Raw genomic sequence first — 16,634 nt, 5'->3', positions numbered from 1 at the left:
GGACGGCGGCGCCCGCTGTCCGAGGGACAGAAGGGCCTGTGGCTCCTCCACAGGCTCCAGCCGGACTCGGACGTGTACAACGTCCCGGTCTGCTTCCGCCTGGTCGCGCCGCTCGACGTCGCCCGCTTCCGGCAGGCCTTCGAGCTGGCCGTCGCGCGCCACAGCCCCCTGTGCGGCGCCGTCGTGACCGAGGACGGCACCCCCTACCTGGAGACGCGGCCCGACCGCCCGGCGGACTTCCGGCACGAGCGGCTCCCCGGCGCGTCCGCCGACGCACTCCTCGCCGAGGCGCGCCGACAGGCCAGGGCGCCGTTCGACCTGGCCGAGGACCCGCTCGCGCGGGCGCACGTGTTCGAGGCCGACGGCGCGGACACCCTCGTCCTGCTCGTCTTCCACCACCTGGTGTTCGACGGCGCCTCCACGCCGCTCTTCCTGCGCGACCTGATCTCCGCCTACGAGGCCCTGCGCACCGGCACCCGCTGGACGAGCCCCGCTCAGGACAACTACGACGAGTTCGTCCGCTGGGAGGAGGACTTCCTCGCCGGTCCCGCGGGCGCGCGGCACCGCGCGTTCTGGACGAAGACGCTCCAGGGCCCGCTGCCCACCCTGCGCCTCGGCATCGAACGCGACCCCGCCCCCGGCACTGCACCCGCCGGAGAGACCGCCCGCCTGACCCTGCCCGCCCCCACGAGCGCCCGCGTACGCGAGTGGTGCGCCTCCCACGGCGTCCGGCCCGCGGTGTTCTTCCTCGGCGTGTACCAGCTGCTGCTGCACCGCTACAGCGGGGAACGCGACCTCGTCGTCGGCGTGCCCTCGATGGGCCGCCCGGACCTCGCCTTCGCCGACTCCGTCGGCTACTTCGTGAACATGCTCCCGGTGCGGTCCGCCCCGCGCGAGGACCTCACCCTCGCCGCCCACCTGCGGGAACTCTCCCTCGTCCTCGCCGACGGACTCGACCACGCCGCCTACCCGTTCCCGCGCATGGTGCGGGACCTGAGCCTGCGGACCGACCCCGCCACGTCACCGGTCTTCCAGGTCTCCTACGTCTTCCAGAACCAGCGCATGATGCATGTGGCCGACGAGGTCCTGGAGCTCGGCCTGGCCCGCGCGGTGCGCTTCGTGGAGGAGATCTCCCAGGCAGGCGAGTTCAAGCTCCACCTCGAGGTCTCCGAGAACACCGACGACCACGTCCTGCACCTGAAGTACGACGTCCACCGCTTCGACGCGGCCGACGTCGAGCGGTTCCTGCACCACTACGCGCAGCTCGTCGAGGCCCTGCTGGCCGCCCCCGAGGGAGCGCTCGCCGACGCCTCGCACCTGTCCGGCGAGGAGCGCCGGCGGCTGCTCGTGGACTGGAACGACACCCGGGCCCCGTACTCCGCCGACCGCACCCTGCCCGACCTGCTGGCCGCCGCCGCGCGACGGCACGCCGACCGCACGGCCGTGGTCTTCGGCGACCGTGCCCTGACCTACGCCGAGTTCGACGCCCGCACCGACGAACTCGCCGACCAGCTGCGCCGGCGGGGCGTCTCGCCCGACACCGTGGTCGGCGTCCACATGGAACGGTCACTGGAGATGGTGATCGCCCTGTGGGCGGTCATGAAGGCCGGCGGTGCCTATCTGCCCCTCGAACCGGGATACCCGGAGGCACGCCTCGCCCACATGCTCCAGGACTCGGGCGCCCGGCTCGTCCTCGGCCGGCCCCACCTCCCCATCGAGGCGCCGGAGCTCCTCCACCTCGACGGCGACGGCCGCCCGCTCGCCGCGGCGGACCTCCCGCCCGTCGCCGAGCCCGCCCCGGCCGGCCCCCGCGACCTGGCGTACGTCATCTACACCTCGGGTTCCACGGGCCGCCCCAAGGGCGTCATGATCGAGCACCGGGCGGCCGTGAACCGCATCGAGTGGATGCAGAACGAGTACCGGCTCGGCGCGGACGACGTGGTGCTCCAGAAGACGCCGTTCAGCTTCGACGTCTCCGTCTGGGAGTTCGTCTGGCCGCTGATCAGCGGCGCCCGCCTGGTCGTCGCCGAGCCGGAGGCCCACAAGGACCCCGACCGCCTGGTGGCGCTGATCCGGCGGACCGGCGTGACGACGCTGCACTTCGTGCCGTCCATGCTGCGGCTGATGGTCGAGAACGACGGCTGGGCGGACTGCACCTCCGTCCGACAGGTCTTCTGCAGCGGCGAGGCCCTGCCGCCGGAGCTGCCCCCGCGCCACTACGCCGTGCACCGCGCCCCGCTGCACAACCTGTACGGGCCGACCGAAGCGGCCGTGGACGTCAGCCACTGGACGTGCCCGCGCGACGGGGCGCCCGGCACCGTCCCCATCGGCCGCCCGATCCAGAACATCCAGCTGCACGTCCTCGACGCCACGGGCGGGCCGGCCGCCGTCGGCTGCCCCGGCGAACTGCACATCGCCGGCGTCGGACTGGCCCGCGGCTACCTGGGCAACCCGGACCTCACCCGGGAACGCTTCGTACCGAACCCGTTCGCCGACGAACCCGGCGCCCGCATGTACCGCACCGGGGATCTGGCGCGCCGCCGCCCCGACGGCGTCCTCGAGTTCCTCGGACGCGTCGACAACCAGGTGAAGCTGCGCGGTTTCCGCATCGAACTCGGCGAGATCGAGGCCTGTCTCGGCGCACATCCGCGGGTGCGCGCCTGCGCCGTCGCGGCCCGCGAGGACGTGCTCGTCGGGTACGTCGTCCTCGGACCCGACGACGCCGCACTCACCCCGGAGCTGCACGACGACCTGGCCGGCCACCTCCGGCGGGTGCTGCCGGACCACATGGTCCCCACCGCCCTGGTCCGGCTCGACGCCCTGCCCCTCAGCGCCAACGGCAAGCTCGACCGTGCGGCGCTGCCCGCCCCGGACACCGCCGCGTACGCCGTCCGGGAGTACGTCGCCCCGCGCACCGCCACCGAGCGCACGCTGCTCGCCGTCTGCGCCGAGCTGCTCGGCCTCGACGCCGACCGCGTCGGCGTGGCGGACAACTTCTTCGCGCTGGGCGGCCACTCCCTGCTCATCCCCAAGCTCACCGCACGGCTGCGGTCCGCCGGCCTGCACTGCGACCTCCCCGAGGTCTTCGCCGCCGCCTCGCTCGCCGAGCTGGCCGCCGGCATCGAACAGACCACCGAGGGGGAGGCGTTCACCGTTCCAGAGGCCCGCATCCCCGAAGGCTGCACCCGGGTGACCCCCGACATGCTGCCCCTGGTGGAGCTGACCGAGGACGCGCTCGCCACCGTCGTGGCCGCCGTGCCCGGGGGCGCGGCGAACCTCCAGGACGTCTACCCGCTGGCGGCACTCCAGGAAGGCATGCTCTTCCACCACCTCAAGGAGGGCGGCCGCGACCCCTACGTGCTCTCCGGTGTCTTCGCCTTCGAGAGCCGGGACCACCTGGACCGGTTCGCGGGCGCCCTCCAGGCCGTCATCGACCGGCACGACGTCCTGCGTACGGCGGTGCTGACCGAGGGACTGCCCCAGCCCCTCCAGATCGTGGTCCGCCACGCCGAACTCACCGTGGACGAGCGGGAGCCGGCGCCGGGCGTCGCCGCGGCGGACGAGATCCGGCGGATCCTCGCCGAGGACCAGGCGATGCGCCTGGACCGGGCGCCGCTGATCCGGCTGCGCGCGCTCCGGGACCCGGACACCGGCCGGTGGAGCGCCGTCCTCAACCTGCACCACCTCATCGACGACGCCACCTCGCTGGGCTTCCTGTTCCGGGAACTCGTCGCCCACCTCACCGGCCGGCAGGCGGAACTGCCCGCGCCGGTGCCGTACCGCGACTTCATCGCCCACACCGCGCACCGGGCCCGCACGCTCGACACCGAGGGGTACTTCGGCGCCCGGCTGGGCGACGTCACCGAGCCCACCGTCCTGTTCGGTCTCCAGGACGTGCACGGCGACGGACGCCGCGTCCTCGACCTGCGCCGGCCGCTCGACCCGGAGCTGGGCCGGCACGTCCGGGCCCGCGCCAAGGAGCTGAAGGTCAGCCCGGCCACGCTGTTCCACGCGGGCTGGGCCCTGGTCGCGGCGGCCTGCGCCGGGCGGGACGACGTCGTCTTCGGCACCGTGATGTCCGGCCGGCTCCAGGGCCCGCGGGGCATCGAGCGGATGCTGGGCAACTTCATCAACACCCTGCCCGTACGCGTCGACCTGACCGGCCGGAACGTCCGTGAGCTGGTCGAGGAGACCGACCGGGCGCTGCGCGAACTCGTGGCCCACGAGCAGACCCCGCTGGCCGCCGTCCACCGGCACAGCGGCGTCCCCCGCGACACCCCGCTGTTCAACGCGATCTTCAACTTCCGGCATCTGGAGGCGGGGGACCGCATCGACGACGCCGAACTGGAACGCGTGGGCGTCACCTCCCTGGCCGGGGTCATCGAACGCAGCAACTACCCCGTGGCCGTGTCGGTGGACGACCTGGGCCACTCCTTCTCGATCGACGCGCAGATCGACCGCGCCCAGGACGCCGGCCTGGTCATCACCTACCTGGAGACCGCCATGGCGGGCCTCGTGGACGCGCTGGCCGACGCACGGCCCCGCCCCGCACTGGACGTCCCCGTCCTCCCGGAGGAGCTGCGCCGCCGACTGCTGGACGACGGCGACCGGCCGGCGCTCCCGGCGGCGGGCCGCTGCCTGCACGAGTGGTTCGAGGAGACGGCCGCCGCCACCCCCGAGGCGGTCGCGCTCTCCCACGACGGCACCACCCTCAGCTACCGGGAGCTGAACGCCCGGGCCAACCGGCTCGCCCGCCATCTGCGCGAACTGGGCGTCGGCCCCGACGTCCTCGTCGCCCTCTGTCTGCCCCGCAGCGAGACGATCGTCGTGGCCCTCCTCGCGGTGCTGAAGGCCGGCGGCGCCTATGTGCCGATGGATCCCGCCTCCCCGGTGGACCGGCTGCGGCACCTGCTGACGGACAGCGCACCGCGGGCCCTGCTGGTCGACGGCCCGCTCCCGGACGGGCTCGACGCCCCCGGCGTCCCCGTGATCGACGTACGGGCCGACGACGCCCTCTGGCGCGGACTGCCCGACACCGACCTGCCCTCCGGCACCACGGCCGTCACCCCCGCTCACCTGGCGTACGTCATCTACACCTCCGGCTCCACCGGAACACCCAAGGGCGTGATGGTCGAACACCGCAATGTCACGCGGCTGTTCACCGCCACCGCACCCTGGTTCCACTTCGACGGCGACGACGTGTGGACCCTGTTCCACTCCTTCGCCTTCGACTTCTCCGTCTGGGAGATCTGGGGAGCCCTGCTGCACGGCGGCCGCCTCGTGATCGTGCCGCAGACGACGACGCGCAGCCCCCAGGACTTCTACCGGCTGCTGTGCGACGAGGGCGTCACCGTGCTCAACCAGACACCCAGCGCGTTCCGCCAGCTGATCACCGCCCAGGGCGAGGACCCCGCACCGCACCGGCTGCGCACCGTCGTCTTCGGCGGCGAGGCCCTGGACGTCACCTCGCTGCGGCCCTGGATGCGGCGCACCGTCAACCGCCGCACCGAACTGGTCAACATGTACGGCATCACCGAGACCACGGTGCACGTCACCCACCGGCCGCTGACCGAGGCCGACGCCGACAGCACCGTGAGCCCCATCGGCGAGCCCATTCCCGACCTGCGCGCCTACGTCCTGGACCGGCACGGCCGGCCCGCCCCCGTCGGCGCCATCGGCGAGCTGTACGTCGGCGGCGCGGGAGTCGCCCGCGGCTATCTGGGCCGCCCCGAACTGACCGCCGAACGCTTCCTGGACGACCCGTTCCGCCCGGAACCCGGCGCCCGCGTGTATCGCACCGGGGACCTGGCCCGCATCCGGCCCGACGGCACCCTGGAGTACCTGGGACGCAACGACGACCAGGTCAAGGTGCGGGGCTTCCGCATCGAACTGGGCGAGATCGAGGCCCGGCTCGGCGCCCACCCGGGCATCGACGACGCCCGCGTGGTCGTCCGGGAGTACGGCGAGCACGACCAGCGGCTCGTGTCCTACCTGGTGCCCTCGGCGAGCCACGCCCACGCCGTCCGCGAGCTGCTGCGGATCGGACGCGAGGAGCCGGAGGCCCTGGAACGGACGTACGAACTCCCGAACGGCGTGACGGTCTTCCAGCAGAACCGCAGCGAGACCGACTTCGTCTACGAGGAGATCTTCACCAACCTCGAATACCTCAGGAACGGCATCACCCTGCGCGACGGCGACTGCATCGTGGACGTCGGCGCCAACATCGGCCTGTTCACCCTGTTCGCGGGCCTGCGCTGCCCCGGCGCCCGGATCTACGCCTTCGAACCCATCCCGCCGGTGTTCGACTCGCTGCGGCGCAACGTCGCCCTGCACGGGCTGGACGCCACGGTGTTCGACTGCGGACTCGCGGCCGAGGCCGGGGAGGAGACCTTCACCTTCTACCGGCACAACACCGTCATCTCCAGCAGCCGCACCACCGCCGAGCAGGCGCACGAGATGGTCCGCTCCTACCTGCGCAACCAGGAGGAACTGACCGAGGACGGCTCCGTCGCCGGTGACGAACTCGTCGACGAGGTCGTGGACGCGCGGCTCGACAGCGAGCAGTTCACGTGCCGCCTGCGGACGCTCTCGGAGATCATCGCCGAGCGGGGCATCGAGCGCATCGACCTGCTCAAGATCGACGTCGAGAACGCCGAGTACGAGGTCCTCAAGGGCATCCACTGGCGCGACTGGCCCAAGATCCGCCAGCTCGTCGTGGAACTCCACGACATCGACGGCCAGCTGGAGAAGGTGGAGACCCTCCTCCGGGCCCTCGGCTACACCGTGGTCAGCGAGCAGGACAACCGGCTGCTGCGGAACACCACGCTGTACAACGTCTACGCCGTACGCGAGGACGACGGGCGCCCCGACCGGCAGGAGCCGGCCGCCGAACCCCGCTGGTCCGGACAGGCCGCGCTGCTGGCCGACGTCCAGGCGGCCCTGCGCGACGCGCTGCCCGAGTACATGCTGCCCGCCGCGCACGTCCTGCTGGACGCGCTGCCGCTCACCCAGAACGGCAAGCTGGACCGCCGCGCCCTGCCCGCCCCCGACAGCGGACAGCAGCGCCGCGAACGCCTGGTCGCCCCCCGCACCGACGCGGAGCGGACCGTCGCCGAGGTCTGGGCCGAACTGCTGCGCACCGACGCCTCCCGGCTCTCGGTGGACAGCAACTTCTTCTCCCTGGGCGGCAATTCGCTCCTGGTGAGCCGACTGGTCAACCGGCTCAAGCAGCGGGTCGGCGCGGAACTGCCGATCCAGGCCGTCTTCGAACATGCCACGCTCGCCGACATGGCCGCTGAGCTGGAGCGATGCGCTCCCGCGCGGGCACAGGGAGATGCGTTCGATGTGGATAGGATCCGCGAGAGCCTCGGACTGATCGAGAGCCTGAGCGACGAAGAGCTGGACGCTCTGGAAAGCCAGCCCGCCGCGCGAGTACAAGGAGCCCGGGGCCCACGATGACCACCGTGAACGAAGACAGCACGCAGGACCTGATCCGAAAGATCAGATCGCTGCCGGCCAAGCGGCAGCGTGCCCTGCGCGCGCTGCTGGAGCAGCAGGGCGTCGACCTCTCCGCACTCGACGGCATCCCGCGCGCCGCCCGCACCGCGGACGAGCCCGTCCGGCTGTCGTACGCCCAGCAGCGCCTGTGGTTCCTCGCCCAACTGGACGGGACGAGCGCGTACTACAACATCCCGATGGCCCTGCGGCTGCGCGGCCCGCTGGACCGGCCCGCCCTCCAGCGCGCCCTGGAGGAGATCGTCCGCCGGCACGAGGCGCTGCGCACCCGGTTCGTGGACCACGACGGCGTGCCCCACCAGCACATCGGCGACGGCGCCGACTTCCGCGTCCCCTACGAGGAGACGGCCGACGCCGCCCAGCTGCGGTCCGTCTGCGAGCGGGAGGCGGTGACCCCCTTCGACCTGGAGCGCGACTGCCTGATCAGGGTGAGGCTGCTGCGCCGGGCGGAGCGCGAGCACGTCCTGATGGTCACCATGCACCACAGCGTCTCCGACGGCTGGTCCCTGGGTGTCTTCCTCACCGACCTGGTCGCCCTGTACGAGGCGTACTCGACCGGCAGGCCCTCCCCGCTCCAGCCGCTGCCCGTCCAGTACGCCGACTACGCCGAGTGGCAGCGCCAGTGGCTGGACGACGAGGTGCAGGAACGCCAGATCCGCTACTGGACGCAGCGCCTGGACGGCGTCGACGCCCGCGTGACCCTCCCGGCCGACCGGCCGCGCCCGGAGACGAAGACCTACCAGGGCGCCCACGAGCGGTTCAGCTGCCCGCCCGACCTCATGCGCCGGCTCCAGGAGCTGAGCGAGCGGCACGACGTCACCCTGTACATGACGCTGCTCGCCGTCTACCTCATCGCCCTGCACCGCTACAGCGGCCACACGGACCTGGCCGTCGGGACACCCGTCGCGGGCCGCAACCGCCTGGAGACCGAGTCCCTCATCGGCTTCTTCGCCAACACCCTCGTCCTGCGCACCGACCTGGCCGGCGATCCGACGTTCGCCGAGCTGCTCACCCGGGTCAGGAAGACGGCGCTGGAGGCCTACGACCACCAGGACGTGCCCTTCGAGGCGGTGGTCGACGCACTCCGCCTGGACCGCAGCCTCAGCCACTCGCCGGTCTTCCAGACGATGTTCGTGCTCCAGGAACGGCAGACCCGGCGCGACGTCCGGCTCGGCGAACTGGACGTGTCACTGGTCGAGTTCGACTTCGACATCACCAAGTTCGACGTCACCCTCGACCTGCGCGAGACTCCCGACGGCCTCATCGGTGCCGTCGAGTACAACACCGGCCTCTTCGAGCGCTCCACCGTCCAGCGCTTCGTAGGGCACTACACCCAGCTGCTCGCCGCGGTCGCCGACGCCCCCGAGGAGCGGATCTCCCGGCTCGGCATGCTCGACGCCGCCGAGCGCCACCAGGTGCTCGACGTCTGGAACGACACCCGGCGCCCCTACTCCGACGACCGCTGCCTGCACGAGCTGGTCGCACGGGCGGTGGCCCGCCACCCCGAGCGCACGGCCGTGGTCTTCGGCGACCGTGAGTGGAGCTACCGCGAACTGGCCGGCCGGGCCGAGCGCGTCGCCGACGCGCTGCGCCGGCACGGCGTCGGCCCGGACAGCGTCGTGGGCGTGTACATGGAGCGCTCCGCGGAGATGGTCGCCGCGCTCCTCGGCATCCTCCGGGCCGGCGGCGCCTACCTGCCGCTGGAGCCGGCCCACCCGGCCGAGCGCACCGCCTACGTGGTCGACAGTTCCGGCGTCGAGGTCGTCCTGACCCAGCCGCACCTGGCCGACCGGCCCCCGGCCGGCGTGCGCCGGCTGCTGACCCTCGACACCGACGGCCGGATATCCGGCCCCGACGGGGAGACGCCCGCCGCCGAACCCGCCGCGGCCGGCCCCCGCGACCTGGCGTACGTCATCTACACCTCGGGTTCCACCGGCCGCCCCAAGGGCGTCATGGTCGAGCACCGGGCGGTGGTCAACCGCATCGAGTGGATGCAGAACGAGTACCGGCTCGGCGCGGACGACGTGGTGCTCCAGAAGACTCCGTTCACGTTCGACGTCTCCGTCTGGGAGTTCTTCTGGCCGCTGATCGCCGGCGCCCGACTGGTCGTCGCCGAGCCCGAGGGCCACAAGGACCCCGACTACCTCGTCTCGCTCGTCCGGCGGACCGGGGTCACGACCCTGCACTTCGTGCCGTCCATGCTCCGCTCGGTCGTGGACGAGGCGGACTGGGCCGCGTGCACCTCCGTCCGCCAGGTCTTCTGCAGCGGCGAAGCCCTGCCCGCCGACCTGTGCGCCCGCCACTACGCCCGCCACAGGGCACCGCTGCACAACCTGTACGGCCCGACCGAAGCGGCCATCGACGTCAGCCACTGGACCTGCCCCGACGACCGGCCCCTGCACACCGTCCCCATCGGCCGGCCCATCCAGAACATCCAGCTGCACGTCCTCAACGAGGCCCTGGAGCCCCAGGGCGTGGGCTGCGTCGGCCAGTTGTACATCGCCGGCGACGGCCTGGCCCGCGGCTATCTCGGCAACCCGGACCTGACCCGGGAACGCTTCCTGCCGAACCCGTTCGCCGACGAACCCGGCGCCCGCATGTACGAGACCGGAGACCTGGTGCGCCGCCTCGCCGACGGCACCCTGGAGTTCCTCGGCCGCGCCGACGACCAGGTCAAACTCCGCGGGTTCCGCATCGAACTCGGCGAGATCGAGCACCGCCTGGCCCAGCACCCCGCCGTGCGCTCCTGCGCCGTGCTCGTCCGCGAGGACCAGCCGGGCAACCAGCGGCTGGTCGCCTATGTCGTCACCGAAGACGCCGAAGACGCCGAGGCCGCCGACCGGGACGCGCTCGTCGCCCACCTGGAACGCACCCTGCCGGAGTACATGGTCCCCAGCGCCTTCGTCACCCTGGAGGCCCTCCCCGTCACCGCCAACGGCAAGCTGGACCGCAAGGCCCTGCCCGCTCCCGGCATCGACGCCTACGACCGGCACGCCTACGTAGCACCGCGCCCCGGCACCGAGCAGCTGCTCGCGGAGATCTGGGCCGAGCTGCTCGGCTTCGACCGGGCCCGCATCGGAGCCCAGGACAACTTCTTCGCGCTCGGCGGCCACTCCCTGCTGATCACCGTCCTGATCGCCCGCCTCAAGGCCCGCGGCCTCACCGTCACCGTGCGCTCGGTGTTCAACGCCCCCACGCTGGCCCGCCTGGCCGAGGAGATCGACGCGGCCGGCACCGGCACCGCCTTCACCGTCCCGCCGAACCGGATACCGCGGGGGTGCGCGCGCATCACCCCGGACCTGCTGCCCCTGATCGACCTCACCCAGGAGCAGATCGACACGGTCGTGGCGACGGTGCCGGGCGGCGCCCCTAACGTGCAGGACATCTATCCGCTCGTCCCCTCCCAGGAGGGCATCCTCTTCCACCACCTGATCGACCCGGACAACGACCCCTACGTCATCCCCATCCTGCTCGCCGCCGAGGACGAGGAGGCCGTCAGTAGGTTCGTCGCCGCCCTCCAGTCGCTCGTCGACCGCCACGACGTGATGCGCACCGCCGTACTCACCGCCGGCCTGCCCGAACCCGTCCAGGTGGTCCACCGGGAGGCCCGCCTGCCGGTGCGGCGGCACCCGCTCGACCCCTCCGCCGACGCCGAGTCCCAGGCCCGGGCCCTGCTGGAGCGCCCCGAGCGGATGGACCTCGCCACCGCGCCGCTGCTCGACCTGCTGATCGCCGAGGACCCGCACTCCAGCCGCCGCTTCCTGCGGCTGAGCGCCCACCACCTCATCGAGGACGCCACCTCGCTGCGGCTGATCCTCGAAGAGCTGGTCACCCACATGTCGGGACGCCTGGAGCGCCTCGCGCCGCCGGCCCCGTACCGGGACTTCGTCGCCCACACCCTGCACCAGCTGGCCGCGGGCGAGGCGGAGACGTTCTTCCGGGACCGGCTCGCGGACGTGACCGAGCCGACGACACCCTTCGGCCTGACCGACGTCCGCGGCGACGGGCGCGGCGTGCGCGAACTGCGCCGCTCGCTGCCCCCGGGCCTCACCCGCGACCTGCGCGCCGAGGCGCAGCGGCTGCGCACCAGCCCCGCCACGCTGTTCCACGCGGCCTGGGCCGTCGTGGTCGCGGTGTGCGGCGGACGCGACGACGTGGTGTTCGGCACCGTCCTGTCCGGGCGTCTGCAAGGCGTTCCGGGCGTGGAGCGGATGCTGGGCAACTTCATCAACACCCTTCCGCTGCGCGTCCGACTCGCCGGCAGGAGCGTCGGTGAGCTGGTGTCCGACATCGACACCGCCCTCAAGGAGCTGATCGACCACGAGCAGACCTCACTGATCCTGGCCCAGCGCTCCAGCGGCCTGGACGGCGACGTCCCGCTCTTCAGCTCGATGCTCAACTTCCGCCACTTCGAGCCGGGGCAGGACGACACCGGCATGCCCGGCGCCGAGGCCCAGGGCGTGCGCTGGCTCGGCTCGGTGGACCGCACCAACTACCCGGTGGGCCTGTCCGTCGACGACACCGGCGCCGAACTCTCCCTCAACGCGCAGGCCGACGCCTCGATCTCGGTCGACGCGGTCATCGACTACGTCGAAGCCGCCGTCTCCGCCATCGTGTCGGCGCTCGCCACCGACGACGGCGCGGGCACCCCCGCCCTGTCCATCGACATCCTGCCCGCCCCCGAGCGCCGGCGGCTGCTGACCGACTGGAACGACACCGACCGGCCGTACCCGCACGAGAGCTGCCTGGCCGACCTGTTCGAGGAGCAGGTGCGGCTGCGGCCGGACGCGGTCGCCGTCGAGCACGGCTCCCGGACCCTGACGTACGCCGAGATCAACGCCCGGGCCAACCGGGTGGCGCACTACCTGCGCGAGCAGGGCGTCGGCCCGGACACCCTCGTCGGCCTGTGCGCCGAGCGGTCCCCGGAGACGGTGACCGGCCTGCTCGGCATCCTCAAGGCGGGCGGCGCCTACGTGCCCATCGACCCGGGCTACCCCGAGGAACGCGTCCGCACGATCGTCCGCGACTCCGGCGCCCGCATCGTGCTCAGCCAGTCCCACCTGCCCGCCGCACTGCTCGACGACGCCGGCCACGTCGTGCACCTCGACACCGGCGAGTCGGCCGGGGACGGCACCCAGGTGCTCGCCGGCCGCCCCGACACCGACCCCTCCCGTGCCGAGGTGGGCACCACCCCCCGACACCTCGCCTACGTGATCTTCACCTCGGGGTCCACGGGACGGCCCAAGGGCGTCCTGGTGGAACAGCGGGGCGTGGTCCGGCTGGTGCGCAACCCCGACTACTTCCCGACCGACGAACGCGCCGTCGTCCTGCACCACTCGTCGATCTCCTTCGACGTGGGCTCCCAGGAGGTGCTCGGCCCGCTGCTGAACGGCGCCCGGCTGGTGCTGCACGACGGCGACTCCAAGGACGTCGTCCAGCTCCTCGACCGCATCGAACGGTCCGGGGTCACCATGCTGGCCCTGTCCGCCGCGTTCCTGCCCGCCTTCACCGAGGCCTCCCTGCACCGGCGGCTGCCCCTGACCTATCTCGGCGTGGGCGGCGAGGCCTTCTCCGCCAAGGACGTACGCGCGCTGTACGCCGCCCACCCCGGCCTGACCGTCGTCAACGCCTACGGCCCCACCGAGAACAGCATCGCCTCGACCTGCCACGTGATCCCCCGGGACCTCGCCGAGGACGCGGTCGTCCCGATCGGCCGGCCCATCGCGCAGGCGACCGCCCATGTCACCGACGACCGGCTGCGGCTGGTGCCCCGCGGAGTCGTCGGCGAGCTCTGCGTCGGCGGCGTCGGCGTGGCACGCGGCTACCTCAACAACCCGGAACTCACCGCCGAACGGTTCGTCCCCGACCCGTTCGACCCCGCTCCCGGCGCGCGGCTGTACCGCACCGGCGACCTCGTGCGCCGACTCCCCGACGGCACCCTGGAGTTCGTCGGCCGCGTCGACGACCAGGTGAAGGTGCGCGGCTTCCGCATCGAACTCGGCGAGATCGAGAGCGCGCTGCACACCCACCCCGCCGTGCACAGCGCCGTCGTCACCACCCAGGTCCACGGCGACGGCGGCAAGCTGATCGCCTACCTGCGTCCGACGGACGCCTGGCTCGACAGCGCCGCCGAGGAGCAGAACGCCGAGCAGCTCCAACAGTGGCAGCGGCTCTTCGAGGACCAGTACGCCGAAGCCGCCGACGAAGCGGCCGACGGCACCGACGCCGAGCTGAACCTCGTCGGCTGGAACAGCAGCTACACCGGCGAGCCCATCCCCGAGCCCGAGATGCGGGAGTGGATCGACGGCACCGTCGATCTGGTCCGGGAGCTGCGCCCCAAGCGGCTGCTGGAGATCGGCTGCGGCACCGGTCTGCTGCTCTACCGCTACGCCGACGCCTGCGAGGCGGTGCACGCCGTCGACATCTCGGCGTCCGCGCTCGCCGGAGTGCGCCGGGGAGCGGAGCGCCGCGGCTGGTCCCACGTCACGCTCGCCCAGGGCGACGCCCTGTCCGTGACGGCACCGGACGGCATGCGGTTCGACACCGTCGTCCTCAACTCCGTCGTGCAGTACTTCCCCAACCGGCAGTACCTCCAGGAGGCCCTCGCCCGGATCCTGCCGCTCGTCGAGGACGGCGGACGCGTCCTCGTCGGCGACGTGCGCAACCTCGACCTGTTCTCCGCCCACGCCGGCGCGGTGGAACGCAGCCGCACCCCGGCCCGCATGTCCGCCGCCGCGCTCGCCGAACAGGTCCGGCGTCGGCGTCGGCAGGACGGCGAACTCCTGGTGAGCCCCACCTTCTTCGCCGGCCTCGGCGAACGCTTCCCCGAGATCGGCGCCGTCGACCTCCGCGTCAAGCGCGGATTCGGCGAGAACGAGATGATCGCCTACCGCTACGACGTCGTGCTGACCAAGGGCGAGGCCGCCCCGGACGGGCCGTCCACCTGGCTGGAGGCCGACACTCCCGCCGCCCTCCGAGCACTGCTGGACGACGGCGCCCCCGAACGGTTCGGTGTCGCCGGCCTGACCAACCCGCGCATCGCCGACGACGTCGCCGTCGCCGAGGGCCTCGCCCGCTGGTCCGCCGCACACCAGGTGGAGCCCCTGCCCGCCGGGGCCCGGCTGTCCGCCACGGCCACCGCCGCGGTACGCGAACTCGAAGAGGTCCTCCGCCACGCCGAGAGCCTCGGCTACCGCGTCGCCGCCACCTGGTCCCAGGACCGCCCCGACGGCCTGGACCTGGTCCTCGGCAAGGGTGAGCTGCCACGGGTCCGGGCCCGGGCACCGTACCGCCGCTCCCACCTGGCCAACACACCGCAGATCGGCCGGACGGGCCAGGCGCTGGCCCGCGTGCTCAAGGAGCACCTGGCGGCCAAGGTGCCCGACTACATGGTGCCGAGCGTGTTCGTGGCCCTGGAGGAACTCCCGGTCACGCCCAACGGCAAGGTCGACAAGAAGGCCCTGCCCGCCCCGGACGAGACCGACGTGACCACGGAGGCGTACGTCGCACCGGGCACCGACACCGAACGCGCACTGTGCCGGCTCGTCGCGGACGTCCTCGGCCTGAGCCGGGTGGGCCTCCAGGACGGCTTCTTCGACCTGGGCGGCCACTCGCTGCTCGCCACCCGTCTGACCATCCGGGTCAAGCAGGAGACAGGCCACGACCTGCCGCTGCACATCATCCTCGGCGGCGCCACCGTGGCCGAGATGGCCGCGGCCCTGGACGAGCAGGGTCGGCCCGCGACCTCACCGGCCCGGGCCCCGGTCCCGCTGCCGCGCGGCGGAACCGCCCCCGAGGCGCCGCTGTCGCTCCAGCAGCGGGAGCTGTGGTTCCTGAACCCGCGCGAACACCTGGGCTCCGCCTACGACAACGTGCAGATGGCCTACCGCATCGTCGGCAGGCTGGACCGCCGCGCCTACGCCCGCGCCTTCGAACTCCTCGTCGAGCGGCACGCGGTGCTGCGCACCAGCTACCACACCGACGCCGGCACCACGGTGCAGCGGGTCAACGACGACAGCGGGTTCGCCGTCGCCGTGGAACAGGTCGACGGGGACGCCGCGGTCGCCGAACTGCTGCGCGCGGAACGGGCGCGGCCGTTCTTCCCGGAGGACCGGTGCATGCTGCGCGTCCAGCTGCTGGCCCTGTCGGAGCACGAGCACGTGGCCGTCGTCACCCGCCCCTGGGGCATCTTCGACGGGTGGTCCACCGGCACCCTCCTCGCCGAACTGAACACCGCTTACACCGCCCTCGCCCGCGGCGACGAGCCGGAACTCCCCGAACCACCGCTGCGCTACGCCGACTTCGCCCACTGGCAGCAGGAGGCCGTGGGCCCGGCCGAACTCGACCGGCAGACGGCCTACTGGCGGCGGCAGCTCGCCGGCCTGCCCGACTGCGTGTCGCTGCGCACCGACTACCGATGCCCCCCGGTCAGGTCCCACCAGGGCTCGACGGTCGAGGTGACGGTCCCCGCCGAACTGCTGGCACAGCTCCAGCGGTACAGCCAGGAACGCGGTGTCACCCTCTACATGACGCTGCTGTCGGCGTTCGGTGTGCTCCTCGGCATGTACACCGAGGACCGCGAGCTGGCCATCGGCTCCCCGGTGACCAACCGCCCGCACCCCGACCTGGAACGCCTCGTGGGCTACTTCGTCAACGTGCTGGTGATGCGCCTGGACGTGGCACCCGCCCGGACCTTCGACGACCTGCTGGACCAGGCCAAGCGGGTCACCGCCGAGGCCCACGAGCACAAGGACGTGCCGTTCGCCGCCCTCGCCGAGGCACTGGCCGGGGACCCGGACCCCGCCCGCACGCCGCTGTTCCAGGTGATGTTCAATCTCATCCCGGCCCCCGCCCCGGCGCCCCGCGACAGCACCGCCCCGGACCTCGCCACACTGCCGGTGCGCTCCGGCGACGGCCCGGCGAAGTTCGACCTCAACCTGGTGCTGCGCGAGACGCCCACCGGGCTCCAGGGCCACCTGGAGTACAGCGGCGACCTGTTCTCCAGGAGGACCGCACGGACGATGGCGGCGCTCTACGAACGGCTGCTGCTGAAGATCCTGACCAGTCCCGCGGCCGACCTGGCCGCACTCCGCGCCGCGGCGCGGGACACGGAGTTCTGA

2 protein-coding genes (1 of these 2 running past the window's edge) are annotated in these 16,634 nt (G+C 72.6%); both read left to right on the top strand.

Features of this window, described 5'->3' with window-relative positions:
* Nucleotides 1-7,458, top strand: the 3' portion of a protein-coding gene (locus ACZ470_RS13535; protein ID WP_468427025.1) for an amino acid adenylation domain-containing protein. It extends 93 nt beyond the left edge of the window; only the last 7,458 of its 7,551 coding nucleotides appear in the window; its start codon lies beyond the left edge, outside the window; its stop codon occupies nt 7,456-7,458.
* Nucleotides 7,455-16,634, top strand: coding sequence for an amino acid adenylation domain-containing protein (locus ACZ470_RS13530; protein WP_468427024.1), 9,180 nt, complete (start codon nt 7,455-7,457; stop codon nt 16,632-16,634). Before ACZ470_RS13535 ends, ACZ470_RS13530 begins: the two co-directional genes overlap by 4 nt.

It is taken from the genome of Streptomyces sp. NPDC031111, assembly GCF_055570675.1.
The sequence above is the reverse complement of the archived record's forward strand: the minus strand, read 5'-3'. Positions and strand labels throughout refer to the sequence as shown.

Excerpts from the sequence above, each read along its gene's own strand:
- ACZ470_RS13530 (WP_468427024.1), top strand. The coding sequence starts at position 7,455 with ATGACCACCGTGAACGAAGACAGCACGCAGGACCTGATCCGAAAGATC.